General features: G+C 69.3%; 8 protein-coding genes and 3 pseudogenes. 3 read left to right on the plus strand and 8 right to left on the minus strand.

All coding sequences use genetic code 11. From position 1 onward, the window contains the following. Nucleotides 1–169 precede the first annotated feature (169 nt). Entirely contained in the window at nucleotides 170–616 is a 447-nt protein-coding gene (locus tag AB5J54_RS38815; RefSeq protein WP_369148657.1) for a hypothetical protein, read from the minus strand. Between the two features lie 18 nt (nucleotides 617–634). Further along, nucleotides 635–7393: an RHS repeat-associated core domain-containing protein gene (locus tag AB5J54_RS38820; RefSeq protein WP_369148659.1), complete on the minus strand. Its 6759-nt coding sequence runs from the start codon at nucleotides 7391–7393 to the stop codon at nucleotides 635–637. A 619-nt stretch (nucleotides 7394–8012) separates the two neighbouring features. Here AB5J54_RS38820 and AB5J54_RS38825 point away from each other — a divergent pair. Continuing rightward, nucleotides 8013–11495: a DNRLRE domain-containing protein gene (locus AB5J54_RS38825; RefSeq protein WP_369148660.1), complete on the plus strand. Its 3483-nt coding sequence runs from the start codon at nucleotides 8013–8015 to the stop codon at nucleotides 11493–11495. A gap of 516 nt (nucleotides 11496–12011) precedes the next feature. Here the strand turns inward: AB5J54_RS38825 and AB5J54_RS38830 are convergent. Continuing rightward, nucleotides 12012–12965, minus strand: coding sequence for an IS481 family transposase (locus tag AB5J54_RS38830; RefSeq protein WP_369143927.1), 954 nt, complete (start codon nucleotides 12963–12965; stop codon nucleotides 12012–12014). A 406-nt stretch (nucleotides 12966–13371) separates the two neighbouring features. Here AB5J54_RS38830 and AB5J54_RS38835 point away from each other — a divergent pair. Together AB5J54_RS38835 and AB5J54_RS38840 are read left to right on the plus strand one after the other, a co-directional pair. Then, nucleotides 13372–13722: pseudogene (locus tag AB5J54_RS38835) on the plus strand (DUF2165 family protein); the annotation flags it as partial. Nucleotides 13723–13921: 199 nt separating this feature from the next. Then, a pseudogene (locus tag AB5J54_RS38840) lies at nucleotides 13922–14014 on the plus strand (IS5/IS1182 family transposase); the annotation flags it as partial. 23 nt (nucleotides 14015–14037) lie between these two features. On the opposite strand, the pseudogene AB5J54_RS38845 reads toward AB5J54_RS38840, so the two are convergent. The 5 genes and pseudogenes from AB5J54_RS38845 to AB5J54_RS38865 all read right to left on the minus strand — a co-directional run. Continuing rightward, nucleotides 14038–14358: pseudogene (locus AB5J54_RS38845) on the minus strand (alcohol dehydrogenase catalytic domain-containing protein); the annotation flags it as partial. Nucleotides 14359–14399: 41 nt separating this feature from the next. Then, complete coding sequence (locus AB5J54_RS38850) at nucleotides 14400–14549, minus strand: hypothetical protein (protein WP_369148661.1); 150 nt, start codon at nucleotides 14547–14549, stop codon at nucleotides 14400–14402. Nucleotides 14550–15418: 869 nt separating this feature from the next. After that, complete coding sequence (locus tag AB5J54_RS38855; RefSeq protein ID WP_369148662.1) at nucleotides 15419–15991, minus strand: GPP34 family phosphoprotein; 573 nt, start codon at nucleotides 15989–15991, stop codon at nucleotides 15419–15421. Between the two features lie 343 nt (nucleotides 15992–16334). After that, on the minus strand, nucleotides 16335–17381 hold the full coding sequence (locus tag AB5J54_RS38860; protein WP_369148663.1) for an alpha/beta fold hydrolase: 1047 nt from the start codon (nucleotides 17379–17381) through the stop codon (nucleotides 16335–16337). Between the two features lie 568 nt (nucleotides 17382–17949). Beyond that, on the minus strand, nucleotides 17950–18291 hold the full coding sequence (locus tag AB5J54_RS38865) for an SCO0607 family lipoprotein (protein ID WP_369148664.1): 342 nt from the start codon (nucleotides 18289–18291) through the stop codon (nucleotides 17950–17952). Nucleotides 18292–18449: the final 158 nt, after the last annotated feature.

The following is an 18449-nucleotide window of genomic DNA, read 5'->3' on the forward strand; positions in this document are numbered from 1 at the left end:
ACACGCGGCCTAGTTGTTGCGGGTCATGACGTCGCCGTCTGGGGCAAGGTGAACCTCGACCGGTTCGACCTCGACCGACCGGCCCGCACGACGCGGAACGCCGAAGTGGCGCCCGGTGGGAACCGGGCGCCACTTCGGCGTTTTCCTTCCGTACCGCTACCGCTCCTGGTCAGAGGGGTGGCAGGCCGTCCTCGTAGCCCTCGACCTCATAGTTCCTGAGCATCTTGGAGACGGGCTCCCTGAGGTTTCCCCGGAGGAACGGGACCGCGTTGTCCAGGTACTCACGGGCGTCGAGGAGGCTCTCCAGGACCTGGAAGTACACCGCGCCACGGGTGTACTCGGTGTCCACTTCATAGACCTCTTCGACGAAGCCGAAACACCGCCTCAGCAGGTCCTCGTCCCGCTCCGGCGCCGCCAGGGCGGGCTGGAGGACGGGCCTGACCAGCCCGTCGAGCAGGATCCCGTAGAGGTCCAGGTCGGTGTCCGAGGCCGGCAGCGCCTCGATCGGCGCGCCCCCGTCCCCGTTTGCGTCCTCGTCCTCGTACATCTCCTCCAGGCCGGCCCTCGTCTCCGGAACCCTATCGAGCAGCTGCCCGAGGAAATGGTCCGCGATCATTCCTGATCACCCTTTCTGTCAGGCCACGATGGGAGCGGGACATCCGTCGCCGAAGAGCGCACAGCGGACGCTGTATCCCGACATCGACTCGCTCATCCCGAGGGGGTCCAGGAGCGAGTCGACAGCCGACTTGGACGCCTCTCCCCAACCGTAGTTGTAGACGTCCACGGGGTACGACAGGACGCCGACCCCGGCGCCGGCCACGCCGAACGCCTTGCCGAAGCCCCTCAGGTTGCTCCCCTCACCCTTCCTCACCGGCGGTCTGAAGGGCACTGGCTCGAATTCCGTGCCGGTGAGCGGGGAGAGGGCCGCCGTCTTCAGGACCGCGTTCCGGGCCTTCTGCATGGCCGACTTCATCTTGGGGTCGCCGTCCACCACGGTCTGGATCTTGCCGGTCTTGTCCGGCGCGTTGAGGGCGTTCCACAGCTCCGCCGCCTCCGCGCGGGCCAGTCTCATCTCGGCGTCGGTGAGGAGGTCCTTGTCCTTGCCCAGTCCGGCCCTGGCCTTGGCGTTCTTCTCCAGGATGTCCCCGAGGCTGTTCAGGGTCTCCCAGCCCTTCTGGGCGTGCCAGCGATTCGTGCCCGCCAGCTGCGTGCCCGTGTCCATCTCGTGGAGCAGGGCTGTCGCGATCTTCCCGTCTCCGGTGACCGTCTTGGCCGTGGGCTTGGCGTAGATCTGCGCGAGCGCGCCCGCCAGGGCCTTGTTCTCCACGACGGGGATCGGAGCGCGCGGCTTGTTGTAGTCCGGGATGAAGGAGGTGATCGGAGGGAAGGGCGTGCCCGCCCACATGTCCTGGCGCTGGCGAGACCAGTAGTTGTACTCGTCCGGGTCGCGCAGGCCCGTCGGGTCGCTGCGGGAGATCGGGCTGTTGTGGCTGTACGCGTACCCGTTCATCTGGAGCGGGTCGGCGTGGTCCACGACGGGGTCGGCGGAGACGAACCGGCCGGCGGCATGGTCGTACTCGCGTGCGCCCATGTGGGTCAGGCCCGAGGCGTCGTCGATGCCGACACCCAGGTAGGTGCGGTTGTTCGGCCAGGCCGCGGGCTTGGCTCCGCGGAGGTCGCCGTACGGCTTGAAGGTCCGGCGGGTGATCTGCTGCCCGGCCGCCAGGGCGATGACCGTGTTGACGGTGCCCTGGTGGTCGGAGAGGAGGACGTCCAGCTTGTGGCCCGTCGGGGCGCCGTTCAGCGCTGTCCGGATCACCGCGGGGGCGCCGGACTGGGAGTAGGTGCGGGTGGCCCTGGTGACGTTGCCCGCGGCGGTGGTCAGCTCGGTCTCGCCCAGGTGGAGGACGCTGCCCGAGGGCGTGTTCTCCAACAGGCGGTTGCCGTCCGCGTCGTAGACGTACTTCGTCGTGACGCCCTTGTCCTTGATGGTCTCCAGACGGTTCTCGGCGGTCCAGACCAGGTCCTGGGTACCGCCGGGCAGGGTACGGGTGGTGGTGTTGCCCGAGGCGTCGTACGCGTACGTGCTCGCGGCCCCCGCCTGCGTGGAGGCGACCGAGGTCATCGTGTGCGGCTGCGCGAGGTACGGCGGGGTGGTCCCGTTGCCGGTGACCGTCTTGCCGTACCCGTAGGTGCGCTTGACGTCCTGGGCCGCGTCGCCCGCGGGGTCGTGGTTGATCAGGGTGGTGCGGTTTCCGACGATGTCGAAGGTGTAGCTGTCGAAGTAGCCGGTGGCACCGCCGGAGACGGTACCGGCGACCGGGGCCGCGGCCTTCAGGGAGTCGGTGAGCGCCGTGTCCGGGGCCGTGGTGTCACTCGCGGTGTCCGGGGCGGCCGCGACAGGTCCGCGGACGGCCTTCGCGTCGGACCGGTAGCCCCAGGACCAGCCGCCCGGGCTCTGGCAGGCGGCGCCGCCCGCGGCGTTCGCCAGGTTCGACGTCCAGGCGTGGACGAGCTCGCCCATCGCGTCGTAGGTGTAGCACTGATTGTCGTTGGTGGAGACGCCCGCGTCGGTCATCTTCCGGCCGAGCGAGGTGATCTTGCCCGCGTAGTCGTACGAGTAGCGGGTGTCCAGCACCCGGTAGGAGTTGGCGGTCTCCCGGTCCACGACGGTACGGCGGACCTGCCGGGTGTTGTCGTGCAGGAAGTTGGTCGTCCACACCCGGTTGGGCTGCGGGCCGCTGACGGTCCGCAGGGGTTCGCCGTACGGCGAGTAGGTGACGTCCGCCGTGTACCAGGTGGCGCCCGAGGTGGACTCGGCCAGGCCGTCGCTGTTGTAGCGGGTGACGACCTTCTCCGCGGCGAGACCGCCCGCCGCCGGGAGGGTGGTGGTGAGGGGCTTGCCGCCCGGGGTGTACGTGTAGCCGTAGGTGTAGGTGCCGGAGACGCCCGTGGTCATCGCGTTCGCCGGGATCACCGTCTGCCGGCCGGTGGGCCGGCCGCCGATGTCGTACCCGGTGACGCGGCTGACGTAGTCGCCGCTCGGGTCGTGGCGGACCGAGGAGACGAGCAGGCCCACGCCGCCCGGCAGGGTGTCGTAGGTGAACTCCTTGGCAGGTGCGGCGCCCGCCGACCCGTACCGGACCGACGTCACCCGGCCGAGCTCGTCGTATGCGCTGAACGTGGAGTTGCGGGCGTCGACGGTGCCGGTGACGCGGCCGGCCTCGTCGTAGGTCATCGACGCGGTACCGCTGTCGGGGTCGGTCCGCTCCACGACCTGGTGCCGGGCGTCGAAGACGAACGACCACGCGTTGCCCGCCGGGTCGGTGATCTTGGTGCGATTGCCGCGGGCGTCGTACTCGTACGTGGTGGCGCGGTTCGTGGACGAGTTGGAGTCGGTGTAGTGAAGGATCTTCGTCACGCGACCGAAGGCGTCCCGGTACGTCTTGGTCGCGGGATCGCTGACGCCCGCCGGCCGGATGTACGTGGTGTTGTCGCCGTACGTCGTGGAGGTGTTGTTCAGGAACGTGTCACCGTGGTAGGTGGCCACGCGGATGGTGCGCTCCAGGCCGTCGTAGAACGTCCGGGTGAGGCTCGGGACCAGCGTGTTGGACTTGCGCTTGAACAGGCTGCTGGTCGGGGCGCCCAGGGTGAGGTACTGGCTGCTCTGCTCCCAGGGCAGCCCGTGGTCGTTGTAGCGGGTGTCCACGATGATCCGGCCGGGCCCGTGGGCCTCGGACTGGGTCTGGACCTGCCGCATCAGCCCGTCGTAGATCGTGACGTGGGTGTCGTAGGTCCCGTTGTCCTTGATGGTCTTGACGGTCACCGTCGACGGCTTGAGGACCGTCGGGGAGGCGTCGGCCATCTGGTAGGAGATCTGCACGTCCGGCGTCTGGGTGCCGGAGGACCGGGTGGCCGACCAGCCCTTCACGAGCCGGCCGAAGACGTCGTACTCGTTGCGCACGACACGGTTGTTGGGGTCCGTGACGGTGAGCGGCAGGCCGCGTCCGGGGTCGAAGGTGGTGACCGTCGCGTGGCCCTTGGCGTTGAGGCTCGTGGTCGAGGTGACCGGGCCGCCGGTGTCGCCGGGCGTGTACTGGGTCTCCGTCGTGCCGGTGCCGGGCTGGGTCACCTTGCGGACACGGCCCAGCGGGTCGTACTGCGTGGTGACGGACTGGGTGTACCCGGTGCCCGCCGCGTCGGCCTCGGAGACCGAGGTCGCGAGTCCCTTGACCGGGGTGGCGCCGTAGGCGAGCCCGTCGTAGGAGGTGCGGGTGGCGCTGACGAGCTGGGTGGCCGGGTCCGCCGCGCCGTAGGAGGCGCACGAGGTCGCCACCGTGCGGACGGCCTTGGGCAGGCCGACGAGACCGACGGCGGGGTTGCCGGTGTACTCGGTCTTGGTGCAGCTGTATTCGCTGAGCGTCTCGCCGGTGCCGTTCGGCTTCACCAGCGCGGTCTGCGTCTCCAGGGGCAGGCCGGTGGCCTGGTCGGCCGTGGTGGAGGTGCGGATGGCCTGCCAGGAGGCGCCGACGGTCTGGATCTCGTCGTTCTGCTTGACGCCGACGCGGTGGGCGAGCAGCGGGCCGGAGCCGCCGTCACGGGCCCGTGAGGCCGTCTGGACGGACCACGGAATGGCCGTGGTGCGCTTGAGGATGCGGCCGCCCGCACCGCTGTAGACGATCGACTCCGCGGTCTGTCCCGCGTACTGGGGCGCGTCGTCGGCGGCCAGGGTCACCTTGCCGGTGGAGTCCTTGACCACGCCGCCGGTACCGCGGAAGTAGCGGGTGACGTTGTACGACTGCGATTCGGGGTCGGTGCTCTTGGAGCTCTTGACCTCGCCGCCCTTGATCGTGGTCACGGTCTGGTAGCCGCGCCAGTCGCTCCAGGTGCGCAGGTCGGGCTTGGTGAACTCGTCGTCGCTCTTGGACCAGGCGGCGTCGGCGTACTTGTACTGGGTGACGACCTGCTTGGACAGGCCGGTGATCCGGTCCGTCTCGATGACCTTGGCCACGACGTACTTGTTGAACCAGGCGAGCTTGGGCAGCTTCTCCTCGCCGTCCGGGGACCAGCGCACCGGGTAGCAGGTGCCGTGGTTGGCCTCGGGGGCGACGGACGGCTGGGTCACGCAGCCGCCGGTGTAGACGACCTCGATGTCACCGCCGTGCTCGGTGGCGACCACGCCGATGCGCGGCCGCCTGAAGCCGGGGCGGGCGTCGTTCGCGGACCGGGGCACCAGGTTGGGGAGCTGCTGGTCCTTCAGACGCCGCAGCGGGTCCTTCGGGGCCATGTCGTTCGGGTCGACCACGAACTCCTTGAAGCTGACCCCCGACTTGGACATGAGGACGGCGCTGCTGGAGCCGGGTGCGTAGGCGTACCGCTGGATGGAGCTCAGCCACAGGCCCGGGGAGGTGTCGTACCAGTCGCGCGGGAAGGAGTGGTTGAGGACATAGGAGTCGATCTTCTGGAGACCTGTGGTGCCGGGCCGGTGGCCGTAGGTGACGATCTTGCCCAGGCGCAGCCGGTTCCAGAAGGAGGGGAAGGACGGGCAGAGCTTGGAGTCCGCCTTGCAGTTGAGGTTGCCGGGGCTGTCCCACCAGGGGCGGAAGGCGGCCGGGTCCCCGGTCTTGTCGAAGTTCTCCGAGGCGCAGACCGTGCCGTCCTCCAGGCAGCGCTGCGACAGGTAGAAGTCGACCTTGGCCGTGGGGGTGCCGCCGAGGTTGTCGTTGCGCAGGCCGTACTCGATGGAGTCCGGCAGGCCGCCCCGGGTGTACTGCTCCGGGGTCTTCGTCTTCTTGTTGACCGCGTAGTAGTTGGTGGACGCGTGCCAGTTGACGATCATGGCGTTGCCATGGACGTCCACGGCCTTGTCCAGACCCCAGTGCCAGGCCTGCTGCTTCTTCGTGGAGGTGTTGCAGCGGGAGTCGGCGAAGGCGGTGGCGTGGCAGGGCTCGCCCGGGTGGTTACCGAAGACGGGGGCGGTGAACACCGAGTCGGTGTCCGCGTGGCCGCCGCCGACGGCGTTGAGGCCGAAGTAGTACTTGGTGCCCTCGCGGGTGGTCACCTCCCAGTACTCGCCGTCGTTGTCGGGGTTGGTGCCGCCGGTCTTGAGCTCGACCCGCAGGCCGTCGTCCTTCTCGGGACGGTAGAGATCGGGCTCGCCCGGTCCCGGGGTGCCCACCCGGACGAGTTCGGTGGTCTGCCCGTTCAGGGACATCACCGCGTTGTACGAGGTCCAGCAGAGGTCGTGGGTCTGCTGCTTCTTCGCGGTGTTGTTGGGTGCCTCGCCGCCGACCTCCTTGGTGTCGTCCTTGCAGGTGCGGTAGCGGCGCTCGATGTGACCGGGGTTGTAGTCCCAGCCCTCGCCGACCCAGGACGCCTGGGGCGAGGAGGTCGCGGTCTTTCCGTCCACCGCCTGGGAGTTGTACTCAAGGGCGATGCTCGGTGCGGGTCCCGCCGGGGTGGGGGGCACGGACACCGGGTACGACCAGGTGAAGGCTCCGGCGGAGCCGCCGGCCGCCCACTTGCCGCTGGAGGCGAGGGGGGTCGCCTTGAACGAGCCGCCCTCGCCTGCGCCCGAGTCCACGGCACCCACGACGGCCTTGTCGCCGCCCGCGGCCACCGGGGTGACGTAGGCGGCCTGCATGACGCCCGAGGGGGCGGGGGCGGCCGGGGCGGAGACGGGGGCGACGGTGCCATCGGCCGCCGTGTCCACGGTGGCCGTGACGGACTTCGTCACGGGGTCGTTGACCGTCTCCAGCTCCTCGTACGCCTGGCACTCCTCGACGTCGGGGGTGGTCAGGTAGCACTCGGGGAACTGCACCAGGCGCAGCCGGGAGGCCCAGTCGGCACCGTAGAGGTTCTGGTAAGCGGCGTAGTCCAGCTGGACAGCGACGGGCACCGAACCAGTGGCGGGTGCGGTCACGGTCAGCAGCGCGCCGTCGACGCCCTGCGCGACGGGTGCCGTACGGTCCTGGACCGCGACCTGCCAGGTGCCCGTGGGGGCGGCTTCGCCCGTGGCCTGGCCGAGCTTGACGGGCAGGTCGTCGGCGGGCCGGAACGCTACGGGGGTCGCCGATGCGGCGCCGGCCATGGCGGTTGACGCGGTCGCGGTGGCCGCGGTGCCCTGCGTGAACACGGCGGGCTCGACGGCCCCGTCACCGGTGAGCGCGGTGGGCTGCACCGGCGCGTCGAATTCGACGGTGCCGACACCGGCTGCGGGCGGCGTGACCGTGCCCGCGGGTGCCTCGGCGAGGTTGAGCGGGGCCTTGGTCCCGATGTGGTCGAGGCCGGTGCTGCCGTCCTTCTCGGGGACGAAGTTCCGCTTCTGCAGCGCGTCGAGGGCGAGCGAGTCGCGCGGGACCTCGGCGCGTGCGGGGTCCGGCGGTTGCGCCATCGCCGTGGCCGGAAGAAGTAGGGCGATCAACGCGGCGCTTGACGGCACGAGGTAAGTGCGAAGGCGTCTTCGGACGGATGGGTTTGCTGGCACGCGAGTCCCCCCGGACTGCTGAAGCGGAATCTGGGCAGGGCCCGGCCCGCCCAGGTGTCACAGGACAGGCGCGATTGTGCGCAGCTCACCAGCCGTAAAACCAGCGTAAGAATGATCAAGTGACAGTGATCACGTTACGTAGCAGGCAGCAGTGGCGTGAAAGGAAGGAATACGATGCAACCGCAGTTTTCGGGATAGTCGCTTGGATTGAAGCTCAAACCGATCACCACGCTGCAGCACTGCTGTAATCCCTCTAAATCGCCTGCACTTCAGGGTAGCTATTGCACTGTTTGGTCGTTTTGGAGAGTGCGGCGAGAGTGGCCGGGGGCCTCTCCTCTCGGCACCGAGTCGCGGTTCCTTCGCTCGCCGGTGCTGCCGCTGGACACTCTTCGCAATCGAACGCGGTGACGGGATCCCTCCCCCGTGGGTGATGATCTGCTGGCACCGGAATGGGTTCGGTCTGCCGCCGTGCGGCCGGGCCGGAGGGGGAAGGGGAATCCTGCTCATGATGAGCAAATGGCGCCGCATGTCCGGACGAAGAACGGTCGCGGCTGCCGCGGCTGCCGTCGTTCTCGCCTCGGGGCTGGCGTATGTCGGCCTCGACAGGGACGAAGAAGCACTGGATTCGGCCAAGTTGCCGGGTGGTCGGCAGTCGGCTCCCCTCACTGAGGGCCAGGCCGCCGTGCAGGCCCGCCGGACCGGGAAGCCCGTCGAGGCGACCGCTCTGCGCACGCCGTACTCCACCACGTGGGCGAAGCCAAACGGCTCGCTGATGCGGCGCGTCCACTCGACTCCCGTACGCGCCAAGGCCGACGGCGTCTGGAGGCCCATCGACACCGACCTCAAGCGGGTGGCCGGCGGCTGGTCGCCCAAGGCGACGAACACCACCATGGTGTTCTCCGGCGGCGGCAAGGCCGCCGCGCAGCGGGCGACGCGCGCGGTGCGCCGGGTCTCGCTCATGCCGGCCAAGGGCATCACCCCCGGCACGGGCAACACTCTCGCCACGATCGACGTGGGCACCCACTCCATCGTGCTGACCTGGCCCGAGACCATTCCGACGCCGATCGTCGACGGTCCCCGCGCGCTGTACCCAGAGATCCTTCCGGGGGCCGACCTGGTACTGACCGCCGGCGACAACGGCTTCGCCCAGCTGCTCGTCGTCAAGAACAAGGCGGCCGCCGCCGACCCGCGCGTGGCTCGGCTGGCGTACGGCCTGTCCTCGACCACCCTGAGCTTCGAGCTCGACGCGGTCACGGGCGTCGTGTCCGCCGTGGACGAGGGCGGCGAGGACGTCGCGGAGTCCCCGACTCCGCTGATGTGGGACAGCGCGGGCGTTCCCGCGCAGACCGACGGGCAGGCCGGCAGCGATGCCACCGCCCCGGCCGAGGTGCTGCCCGCGGAGTCCGCGGGGACCGCCCCGGCGGAGCCCGAGGAGTCCGAGTCGCCCACGCCCGAGCCCTCGGACTCGGTGGTCGACGACGACGCGGGAGACCCCTTCAAGGAGGTCCTCCCCGGCGCCTCCGACGAGGCGCCGGACCCCGCCGAGACCGGCGGCGACTCGACCCTGCCGCCCGTACCCGACGAGCCCACTCTTGAGCCCACACAGTCCGGAGCGGCCGCGACACTGTCGCTGGCCTCGCTCAACGGCCCCCAGCCGGACTCCCACGGCACACTGGTCGAGACGCATCTCGACGGCGGCAACTGGGTGCTCATCCCGGACCAGGAGTTCCTCAACGATCCGAGCACGGTCTACCCGGTCTTCGTCGACCCGTCGGTCAGCAAGCACACGAACGACTGGACGACGGCGTACAGCCGGCACCAGAACGCGAGCTTCTACAACGGCAAGAACTTCAACAAGGGCGGCACCGACGAGGCGCGCGTCGGCTACGAGTCCGACACCTGGGGCACCTCCCGTTCGTTCTTCACCATCGACTGGGACGCCGACCTCAAGGGCGCGAAGGTCGAGAAGGCAATCCTGCGGACCCTGAACACGTATTCCTGGTCGTGCAACAAGCGCAGCATGTCGGTACACCAAACGGGCGCTATCAGCTCGAAGACGAACTGGAAGAACGCTCCGTCGATGAACGACGGGAACCAGATCGGCCGCGACAGCTTCGCGCATGGCTACAAGACCGGCTGCCGTGACGAATACGTGGCGTTCGACGTGAAGTCCACGGCGCAGAAGGCCATGGACTACGGCTGGCCCACGCTCACCCTGGGCTTCAAGGCCACCAACGAGCACGACCAGTTCGCGTGGAAGAAATTCCGCGCCAACGGCGGCCACGACCCCTACATCGACCTGCACTACAACCGGCCCCCGGACGCACCGACCGGCCTGGACCTTGATCCGGACCTGAGCTGCGACACCACCGCCCCGTACATCAGCCTCGGCGCGTCCCAGCTCACACTGTGGGCGAGCGCCAAGGACAAGGACGGCAACCTGGGCTCGGTGGACTTCACGCTGTGGGCGAGCAAGCTCGGTTCCAGCGGTCCGAACCTGCTCGGCGGCGCCGGACGCAAGGGCGTGGGCAGCAGCACCAGTTCGGCCACGGTCTACGCCGGCCCGTTCCAGACCGGCAGCACCGGGCTCAGCCTGGTCAACGGCGAGACGTACTCGTGGCGGGCGAAGTCCGTGGACAAGTTCGGTTCCAGCTCCGCCTATTCGCCCGCCAAGGTCCCGTGCCGGTTCGTCTTCGACAACCAGCGGCCCACGGCCCCGACGGTGAAATCGACCCAGTTCCCGGACGGCGACGCCTCGGACAACGGCTTCGGCAACCAGCCCGAAGACTCCACCTGGAGCACGGTGAAGTTCGGCACCGCTGGATCCTTCACTCTCAAGGCAGCCCAGACGGACGTCGTGAAGTTCGAGTACGGCTTCAACCAGGGAGCGGTACAGGCCTCGGTGGCGCGCACCGCGGGCGCGGCGGTCACGACCGAGACGACGCTCAGCGGCGTCAAGCCGCCGCAGGCCGGCCCGAACGTCCTCTACGTGTGGGCCGTGGACGGCGCCGGGCACCGCTCGGATCCGGCGAAGTACCTCTTCTACGTCACCCCGCGCGACAAGGCTGACGCCCCCGGCGACTTCACCGGTGACGCCCTGCCCGACATGTTCATCGTGGACGGCAACGGCAAGCTCCGCATGTACCCTGCGGAGGCGACCGCCGCAGACCCGGCCAAGGGCACCGGCGACATCGGGTACTCGATGTCTGGCGCCTACCGGGCCAACCCGGCCAGGAACCCGGACGGCACCGACAACCTCCCGATGTACGTCGGCACGCCGTCGGGTTACTGGAACGGCGCGCTCATCACCCACCTGGGCGATGTCTACGGCGGCGACGGCCTGCAGGACCTGGTCGCGAGGCTGGAGGGCAAGCTCTGGGTGTACCCGGGTGACGGCTACGGCGCGGTCAACACCGACAGACGGCAGGAGATCCTCCTCCCGGCGGGCACCCCGGACCCGGCGACCTTCACCCAGCTCGTCTCCGTCGGGGACGTCACGGCCGACGGCAAGCCGGACTTCTTCGTGACGGTGGGATCCGACCTCTGGGCGCTGATCGGCTACAACGGCGCGACGGTGGAGAAGACCGTCAGGGTGGCGTCGACCGTGTGGAGCGACCGGGACGTCGTGTCGGTCATGGACATCACCGGCGACGGGGTGATCGACATGATCTACCGCAATGACACGGCCGGCAAGCTCTACCTGCGGGTGGGCAAGCCGGCGGCGGGAGGGGGCCTGGACCTCGCCTCAATGGCCTCGGCCGCCGCTTCCGCCTCGCCGAACGGCATCGACATCACGTACGGCGCGAGCGGCTGGCAGGCCGCCAACGTCCGGCTGCTGCTGGGCACTCCGGACGTCAACGGCGACGGCATCCCGGACATCTGGACCATCCGGGGCGACGGCGCGGTCCGCTTCTACGCCGGCACTCGGGGCGAGATGACCCATGCCGGAACGCAGATCGTCGGCAACAGCGACGGGGTGGGCTGGAAGAACAAGCAGGCCATCGGCTGACCGTCAATGGCACCCGGGGCCCGGCCGGATTCCGGCGCTGTTGGCGAATCCGGGCCTGAGCGGGGCGTCGGCCTTCACGACCTGGTTGTGGTCGTGAAGGCCGACGTTGTGTTCGGGGGGCGTCCGTGTCGTTGCGTGTGGAGGAGCCCGGAGAGGTTCCGGCCGGGACGGTACGGGTGTGCGGCGGTACCGAAGCGGTGCCGCGGGCGTCGTCGTGGACATGGTGGGAGTGGGTGGCATCGCCCTCGGCGCGACAGGCGATGAGGCGTGCGACCTGGGCGGCGCTGCCATCGCGCCACCGGCACACCGCGTCTGTCGTCGCCCGGTCGGCGGGCGGGCGTGGATCGCGCAGTGCGCCTCGTCGACCAGTCCATGCAGGAGTGGGACCGCGTCAGCCGGGGCGGGGCGCCTTCGGCGTGAGCCGGCGTTTTGGTCTGTGGTCAGTCCGGAAGCGCTGGACAGGAGCGGGATAGCGGCGGGAGGAACTGAGAGCTTCGCCGCGAACCCGGCCCTGCCCTAGGTGTATTGCCCTGTGAGGTTGGGGACGCGGCTGGCGGGTGGTTTGCCTGCGAGCGCGGTGTGTCCGCGGTGGTGATTGTAGGTGTGCAGCCAGCTGGGGAATGCGTCGCGTCGTTGCTGCTCTGAGTGGTAGGGGCGGGCGTAGGCCCACTCGTCGAGGAGGGTGCGGTTGAGGCGTTCGACCTTGCCGTTGGTCTGGGGTCGGTAGGGCCGGGTTCGCTTGTGGGTGATCCCGGCTGCCGTCAGGCTGTCGCGCCAGTCGCGGGAGCGGTAGCAGGAGCCGTTGTCGGTCAGGACGCGTTCCACGGTGATCCCGACGCTGGTGAAATAGGCGTGGGCCCGCTGCCAGAAGGCGGTGGCGGTCTCCTTCTTCTCGTCGGTGTGGATCTCGCTGTAGGCGAGGCGGGAGTGGTCGTCGACGGCGGTGTGGATGTAGCTGTAGCCGGCGTTCTTGCGGGTCTTGCGGCCGGCCTGGCGGCCCAGCACCCTGTGGCCGCCGCCGTCGGGGATGTTGCCGAGCTTCTTGATGTCCACGTGCACCAGTTCGCCGGGCTTCTCGCGTTCGTAGCGGCGTATGTTCCGGCCGGTTGCACGGTCCAGATGGGTCAGACGGGCCAGCCCGAACCGGGTCAGGACCCGGTGCACGGTTGAGGGCACCAGTCGCAGGTGGTGGGCGATGCGGGCCGGGCCCCAGCGCCGCAGGACACGGACCTTGATGATTCGCCGCTCGGTGCGGGTCGGGGTCCGCCCGGGACTGTGACGAGGGCGTGAGGATCGGTCGGTCATGCCCGCTTCGCCGTCGTGGCGGTAGCGGGCAGCCCACCGCTGGGCTGTGGTCGGTGAGACCTGGAAGCGTTCGGCGGCACGCCGCAGCGGCCAGCCGTCCTCAACCACACAGCGGGCCAGACGCAGGCGCCCGGTCTCGGTCAGGGGTGCATTACGGTGGGGCACGAGGGCCTTTCGGTCAGGTGTAGACGTCGCAATCCACACCGAACCGGAAGGCCCTCACCTGTTCAAGATCCCTCCACCGAGACCTGGCTCACCCGTCCACAACCTCCCAAGACAGAACACCTAGGGAGGACGAGCGAGACGCTCCTGACTGGCGAAATCCCAGGTCAGGCGCCTTCTTTCGTTCCGCTAGAAGAAGCCGAGCCTCTTCGGTGAGTACGACACGAGCAGGTTCTTCGTCTGCTGGTGGTACAGGCGGGACATCCTCCTGACCAGCGCGAATGACCCTTCGGCTCGGCAGTTGTGCGATGTTGGACCGTACTCGGGCCCGATCGAGTGCCTCCGACGCGTCCCAGCGGGAGGGTTGTTCCACCTCGCCGGCGCTTCCCGTCACGTCGGGGTACTGAGCATGTGGCGGGCGGTCGAATCTCCCGCCCTCCAGAACGCCGCCTACGTCGCCGTCATCGGCTGGGAGACACTGGCCGCGGCGGTCCTCCTCGCCGCCACCTGGTTCTGGATCACGGGACTGCGCCGCGACGCTTACGACCGCGCCCGCGCGGCAAGCACGGTGGGGCTGGTGATGGTGCTGTCGCTGTTCGGGATGGGTTTCCTCGCGATCGGCGGCGAGTGGTTCGGCATGTGGCAGTCGTCCGACTGGAACGGTCTTGACGCCGCGGCACGCAACGTCGCGCTGGCCGCCTTCACGCTCCTCGTGGTGCACCTGCCCGGTGTCCGCCGGGCGGATCCCGAACGGACCTGACGCCCGGCGCCGTACGGCTGCTCAACGTGTGCGACCGAGATCGGCATCGGACGTCTGTTGGTCGAAGGCGTTACGGCCGGTCGCGAACTCTCACGGTGAGGTCGAGGCTGCATTCGACGGTGGAGCGAAGCGAGCGAAGTGTCCGTCCGCCACACAGGTCGACGGGAGATGTGCTGCGACCTGATGTGGCCACTTGGCCTCAAGGGATGGAGTGACCGGTGAGATTTACCTGGCCTGCGACGGCCAGGGCCGTCCGCCCGCGTTCACGCTCACGGGCGGGAACGTCAACGACTGGTGGTCGGACGGCGCGTGGTGATGCTGCCGACGTTCCGCTTCGGCACATGGGCGACAAGGACCGTGGTGCCCGCGAGCAACGTGGTTCCGGTGCAGCGCCGGGTCCACACCCGGCCCGGCCTCGGCGACCCGGCCGACGCCCTCGGCGCCCATGTCCGCGGGCACCTCCGGATAGACGCCGAACCAGCCCATGGCGAACAGCGGGTCCGCCCCGTTGATCGGCGAGGCCTCGACATCGACCACGACCTCGCCCGCTCCGGCCGAGATCTCGGCCCCGCCGACCAGGGCGATGGTCTCCTCGAGGTCACCGCCGACGGCGTTGAGCACCAGCTTGCTTGTCATCGTCCTTCTCCTCGTCCTGCCGTCGTCACAATCGGTGATCTTCAGTCGGGAAGCCGCTCGCCGTGGCTCTCGGCGACCATGTAGGCCGCGTACCACTCCGGCCAGTTCTCGTCGTGCTCTCCGCCGTTGCGGTCCTCGTGCTCGCCGTGAGCGTCCGCGGCGCGCTTGAGGGCGTCGACCAGGTCGGTCACCGACGCGTACGACGTGGCCGTCGCCTCGACGCGTCCGGGCAGCCGCTTGGTGACCTCCTGCAGCAGGAAGGCATTTCCGTCCGGGCTGTGAACGTCGCGAACGATCCGTAGCTCGCGCGGCCTCCCGCGATGCCGTCGACGCGGCCCCCGTCGGCCATCGGCCGGAACTGCGCGCCCGGGGTCTCCAGGTGGAAAACCTTGCTGATGTCGAGGCCCCGGTCGGCGAGGAGATCGCGTGCCCGGTGGACGTCGGAGACCACCAGGTAAAAACCCTCCGCCGTGCCCGGCTCCGCGCTGGTGATGTTCGTGCCGAACTGGATCGACGCGGGCGATCCGGGGGCGTGAACTGCACGACCCGGAACCCGTTGTCGAAGCTGAAGTCGGCGTCCAGCCGCCAGCCCAGACCCGCGTAGAACGCCTTGGACCGGTCGACGTCGCGTACCGGGATGACGACCGCTTCGAGCTTCAGGTCGGCGGTAGCGGAAGTGCTCATTGCCCTCACTTCTCGATGCTTGTCAGCGGGCTGCCGTCATGACCGAGAGTGCGCCGACGCCCGCCCGATGGCACCAGGGATCGACCCTGGTCGGTGCCCAAGGTGCGGGGCGCCGGGCGAGCCGGACACGGGGGTGACCCGGCCGGCGGCATATGAGGGCGGCGGGGGCTGCAGGACTCCGTCGGCGCCGGTGCCATGGGCGATCCCGGCCGCGCCGTGGCGCACGTATCGTGGGCCATCGTGGCTGGGGTGGTGGGCCCGATCGGCCCAGTGCGGTCGATGGCCTTGTGGCTGCCAGGCGCCGCGTCGACGCAGGTCACTCCGTCTGTGGCCCGTGTGCAGGGGCCTGACCTTCATGCCAGAACGCGGTACCGCGTCATGCACCCCGCCAGATGTTGTCGAAGGCCGCCTCTTCGACGCTTCGGCGCTGACGCTCGCCCTCCAGCTCGAGTTCCGCCTCACCGACGGCGGCCAGCACCGTGGCCGTGTCATCCGTCGGATCCGGTGCCTCGGCGGCCGGTTCGGCCGCTAGCCCGACGGCCGCCACGAGCGCGGTGAGAACGGGATCGCCCGCCTCCCGACGCTCCTGTGCCCGGCGGTGCGCGAGGGAGTCGGTGAGTACCAGTTCGCCTCCACTCCCGAAGGGCAGCCGGCGCCGGTGCGTCCGACTGAGGTCGCCGTCCGACTCCAGCGCCGCTTCATAGCCGTCGGCCAGGGCGCGGCCCCGTCGCCACAACCAGTCGTCCAGCGACTCGTACGGCTCGTGCCGGACGAGCGCGGTGCATGCCTGCCGCAGGAGGGCGTCCTGCGGTGTCGGGTCACCGGCCGGTACAAGGCGGTCGCCGTCCAGCCGGATGGCGCCGAGGTCCAGCAGGTCGATCGCCTCGGCGCCTGCGAGCGCCAGCGACAGGACGCCCCGGCCCACGGCACGGCGGGGGTCGAGTTCCATGACAGTGATCCACAGATCACGCGCTGTGCTCACAGCAGACTCCCGGAGAGTTCGACGACGTACACGATCAGGATCCGCCGGACAGGACCAGGGAGCGATACGTGGCGCCTGCCCGTGCCTCCGACGGCTGCGACGGTGCCGTCGAGGGCCTTGTCCGGGACGCGTTTCACGACGAGCCCCGGCGTGTGCCGGAGAGAACGTGGCTCGGTGTGCCTGCCTCCGCGACTTCGAAGACGCGGTCCTCCGCCCCCGCATCGGAGGACCGGTAAATGCGTTGCCTCCCGAGTTGATCGGGCCGCTCCCGCAGACTGGTGGGAGTGGCGCTGTCGACGGCATGGCGCGATCACCACTCGGCCGCGTCGACGACGGCCGTGGCGAAGCCCCGCGGATCCTCCTGGGGAACGTTGTGGCCGACATCGAGGACGCGGTGGTCGTACTTGCCGGTGAACATGGCGCGGTACGCGGATCCGTCGCCGGCCGGGGTGAAAGGGCCGTAGCGGCCGTCGATCGTGATCGTGGGCACGCCGATGGTCGGGGCCTGCTGCAGCACGCGCTCCAGGTCCGCGTACTCCGGCTCGCTGGGGACCAGGCTCTGCCGCCAGCGATAGTTCCCGATCACGATCGCGACGTAGTCGGGGTTGTCGAAGGCCGCCAGGGTGCGGTCGTACGTGTCCTGGGAGAAGTCCCAGGTGGGCGAGTTGAACTTCCAGATGAACCGACCCAGGTCGTGACGGTACAGGGTGAGCCCCGCCACGCCGCGCTCGGTGGCGAAGTAGTACTGGTACCACCATGCGTTCTCGGCCATGGGCGGCAGCGGCTTGAGGTTCGCCGCCAGATTGGTGATCAGATAGCCGGTCAAAGAGACCAGGGCCCGGCAGCGCTGCGGCCACATGGCCGCGATGATGTCAGCGGTCCGCGATCCCCAGTCGTAGCCGGCGATGACAGCCCGCTGGATGCGCAGCGCGTCCATCAGCGCGATGGTGTCCAGAGCGAAAGCGGCCTTATCGACGTTGCGCCGGGTGTCGGGGGACAGGAACGTCGTGCTGCCGTGGCCGCAGAAGTACGGCACGATCACCCGGTAGCCCTCGCTCGCCAACAGCGGGGCCACCTCGACGTAGCTGTGGATGTCGTAGGGGAAGCCGTGCAGCAGCAGGACGGGATGCCCGTGCGCCGGCCCCATCTCGACGTATCCGATGTTCAGTACACCTGCCTTGACGTGTTTCATCGGGCCGAAGGCCTTGCTCGTCGCGGCCGGGCTCGTCGCCGCCGGTCCGGCGATGTGTGCCGGGAGAGACTGCCCGGCAGCAGGGACGGCGGAGGCGAACGGGGCGAATGCCGCGGTGCCGGCGGCGATGCCCAAGAAGTGCCGTCGGTCGGGACTTGAACCCATGAGTGATCTCCTCGGTCAGGTCCGTGGTCGACGTGCGGGGCCGAATCCGGAGCCGCGACCCGCACCGGAACCACTGTGTGCGCGACGGTGCGCATTTCCCACCCGTGACTCACCCGGGTGCGGACCAACGAAGTACCTGGCGCATTCGGCATCTGTCCCCGACCAGGTTGGTGGGTGGCGTCGATGACAGTCGTCGGCGAGCTCCCCGGCTGACGGCGCCGCACGATCCGTGCAGGTGAGCGCCTCCCGTACCGCCGCCCCGGCCGCCGGGGCGTGGAACGCGGTCAGGGAGCAGAGCAGATCGGGGCCGAAGCCGGCTTCCTCGAGGAGCGTGTTGACCGCGTGCAGGCCGTTGACCAGCGTGATCAGTTCCTTGGCGGGACGTCGTACGGTGAGCCAGGCGTGGCCGTACGCGTCCGAGGTGTACGTCACGGGGTACGCCCCCGGTCCGGCGCTCAGGCCCGCGCTCTGGCCGTCGCCGCCCGCACCCCGATCGGGCCCGGCCACCCCTCGACGTCGAGGAGATCCTGAATGTTCCCCTCCAGGCGCGCGAAGGCACGCCCTCGCGTCATCCCTCGTCGGGGGCGTCGATGATGTTGCCGTCCTTGTCGAGGGTGTGGGTGCGCCAGTACACGTCCCACGTGTCGTCGACCTCGTGCGGCACCTTGCCCTCCGGATACCGGGCGAATCCCGCCGGAGGCTCCTTGCCGTCCTGGACACAGGCGGATCCGGTACCGCCTACGGACAGCACGGGGTACTCGCCTGAGCTGCAGACATCCTCCTTGTACTCCAACCCGGCGCATCCCGTGAGCACGGCCATCGCGGCAGCGCCCATCAGGGCGGCGACGAAGCGGTACTTCCCGCGTCGGACAGGGGCGGCGGCCCGGATCGTGCCCGAGGACGTGCTCATGAGGGTCTCCCGTTGTTCGGTGTGCCCTCACTTTCGCTGCCGACCGTCTGCCACGTCGTGAGTGCCCGTACTCATAAACGCACGCAGGAATGCTCAACACCGCATGGTCCAGCGAGCGTTGCGCGGTCGGCCCCGAACCGTCGGCCCGATCCGACTCA

The organism is Streptomyces sp. R44, from assembly GCF_041053105.1.
Lineage (GTDB): Bacteria > Actinomycetota > Actinomycetes > Streptomycetales > Streptomycetaceae > Streptomyces.

Coding starts and splice junctions, on each gene's coding strand:
- AB5J54_RS38860 (WP_369148663.1), bottom strand. CDS start 17,381: ATGGGTTCAAGTCCCGACCGACGGCACTTCTTGGGCATCGCCGCCGGC.
- AB5J54_RS38855 (WP_369148662.1), bottom strand. CDS start 15,991: ATGGAACTCGACCCCCGCCGTGCCGTGGGCCGGGGCGTCCTGTCGCTG.
- AB5J54_RS38825 (WP_369148660.1), top strand. CDS start 8,013: ATGTCCGGACGAAGAACGGTCGCGGCTGCCGCGGCTGCCGTCGTTCTC.
- AB5J54_RS38815 (WP_369148657.1), bottom strand. CDS start 616: ATGATCGCGGACCATTTCCTCGGGCAGCTGCTCGATAGGGTTCCGGAG.
- AB5J54_RS38820 (WP_369148659.1), bottom strand. CDS start 7,393: ATGGCGCAACCGCCGGACCCCGCACGCGCCGAGGTCCCGCGCGACTCG.
- AB5J54_RS38865 (WP_369148664.1), bottom strand. CDS start 18,291: ATGAGCACGTCCTCGGGCACGATCCGGGCCGCCGCCCCTGTCCGACGC.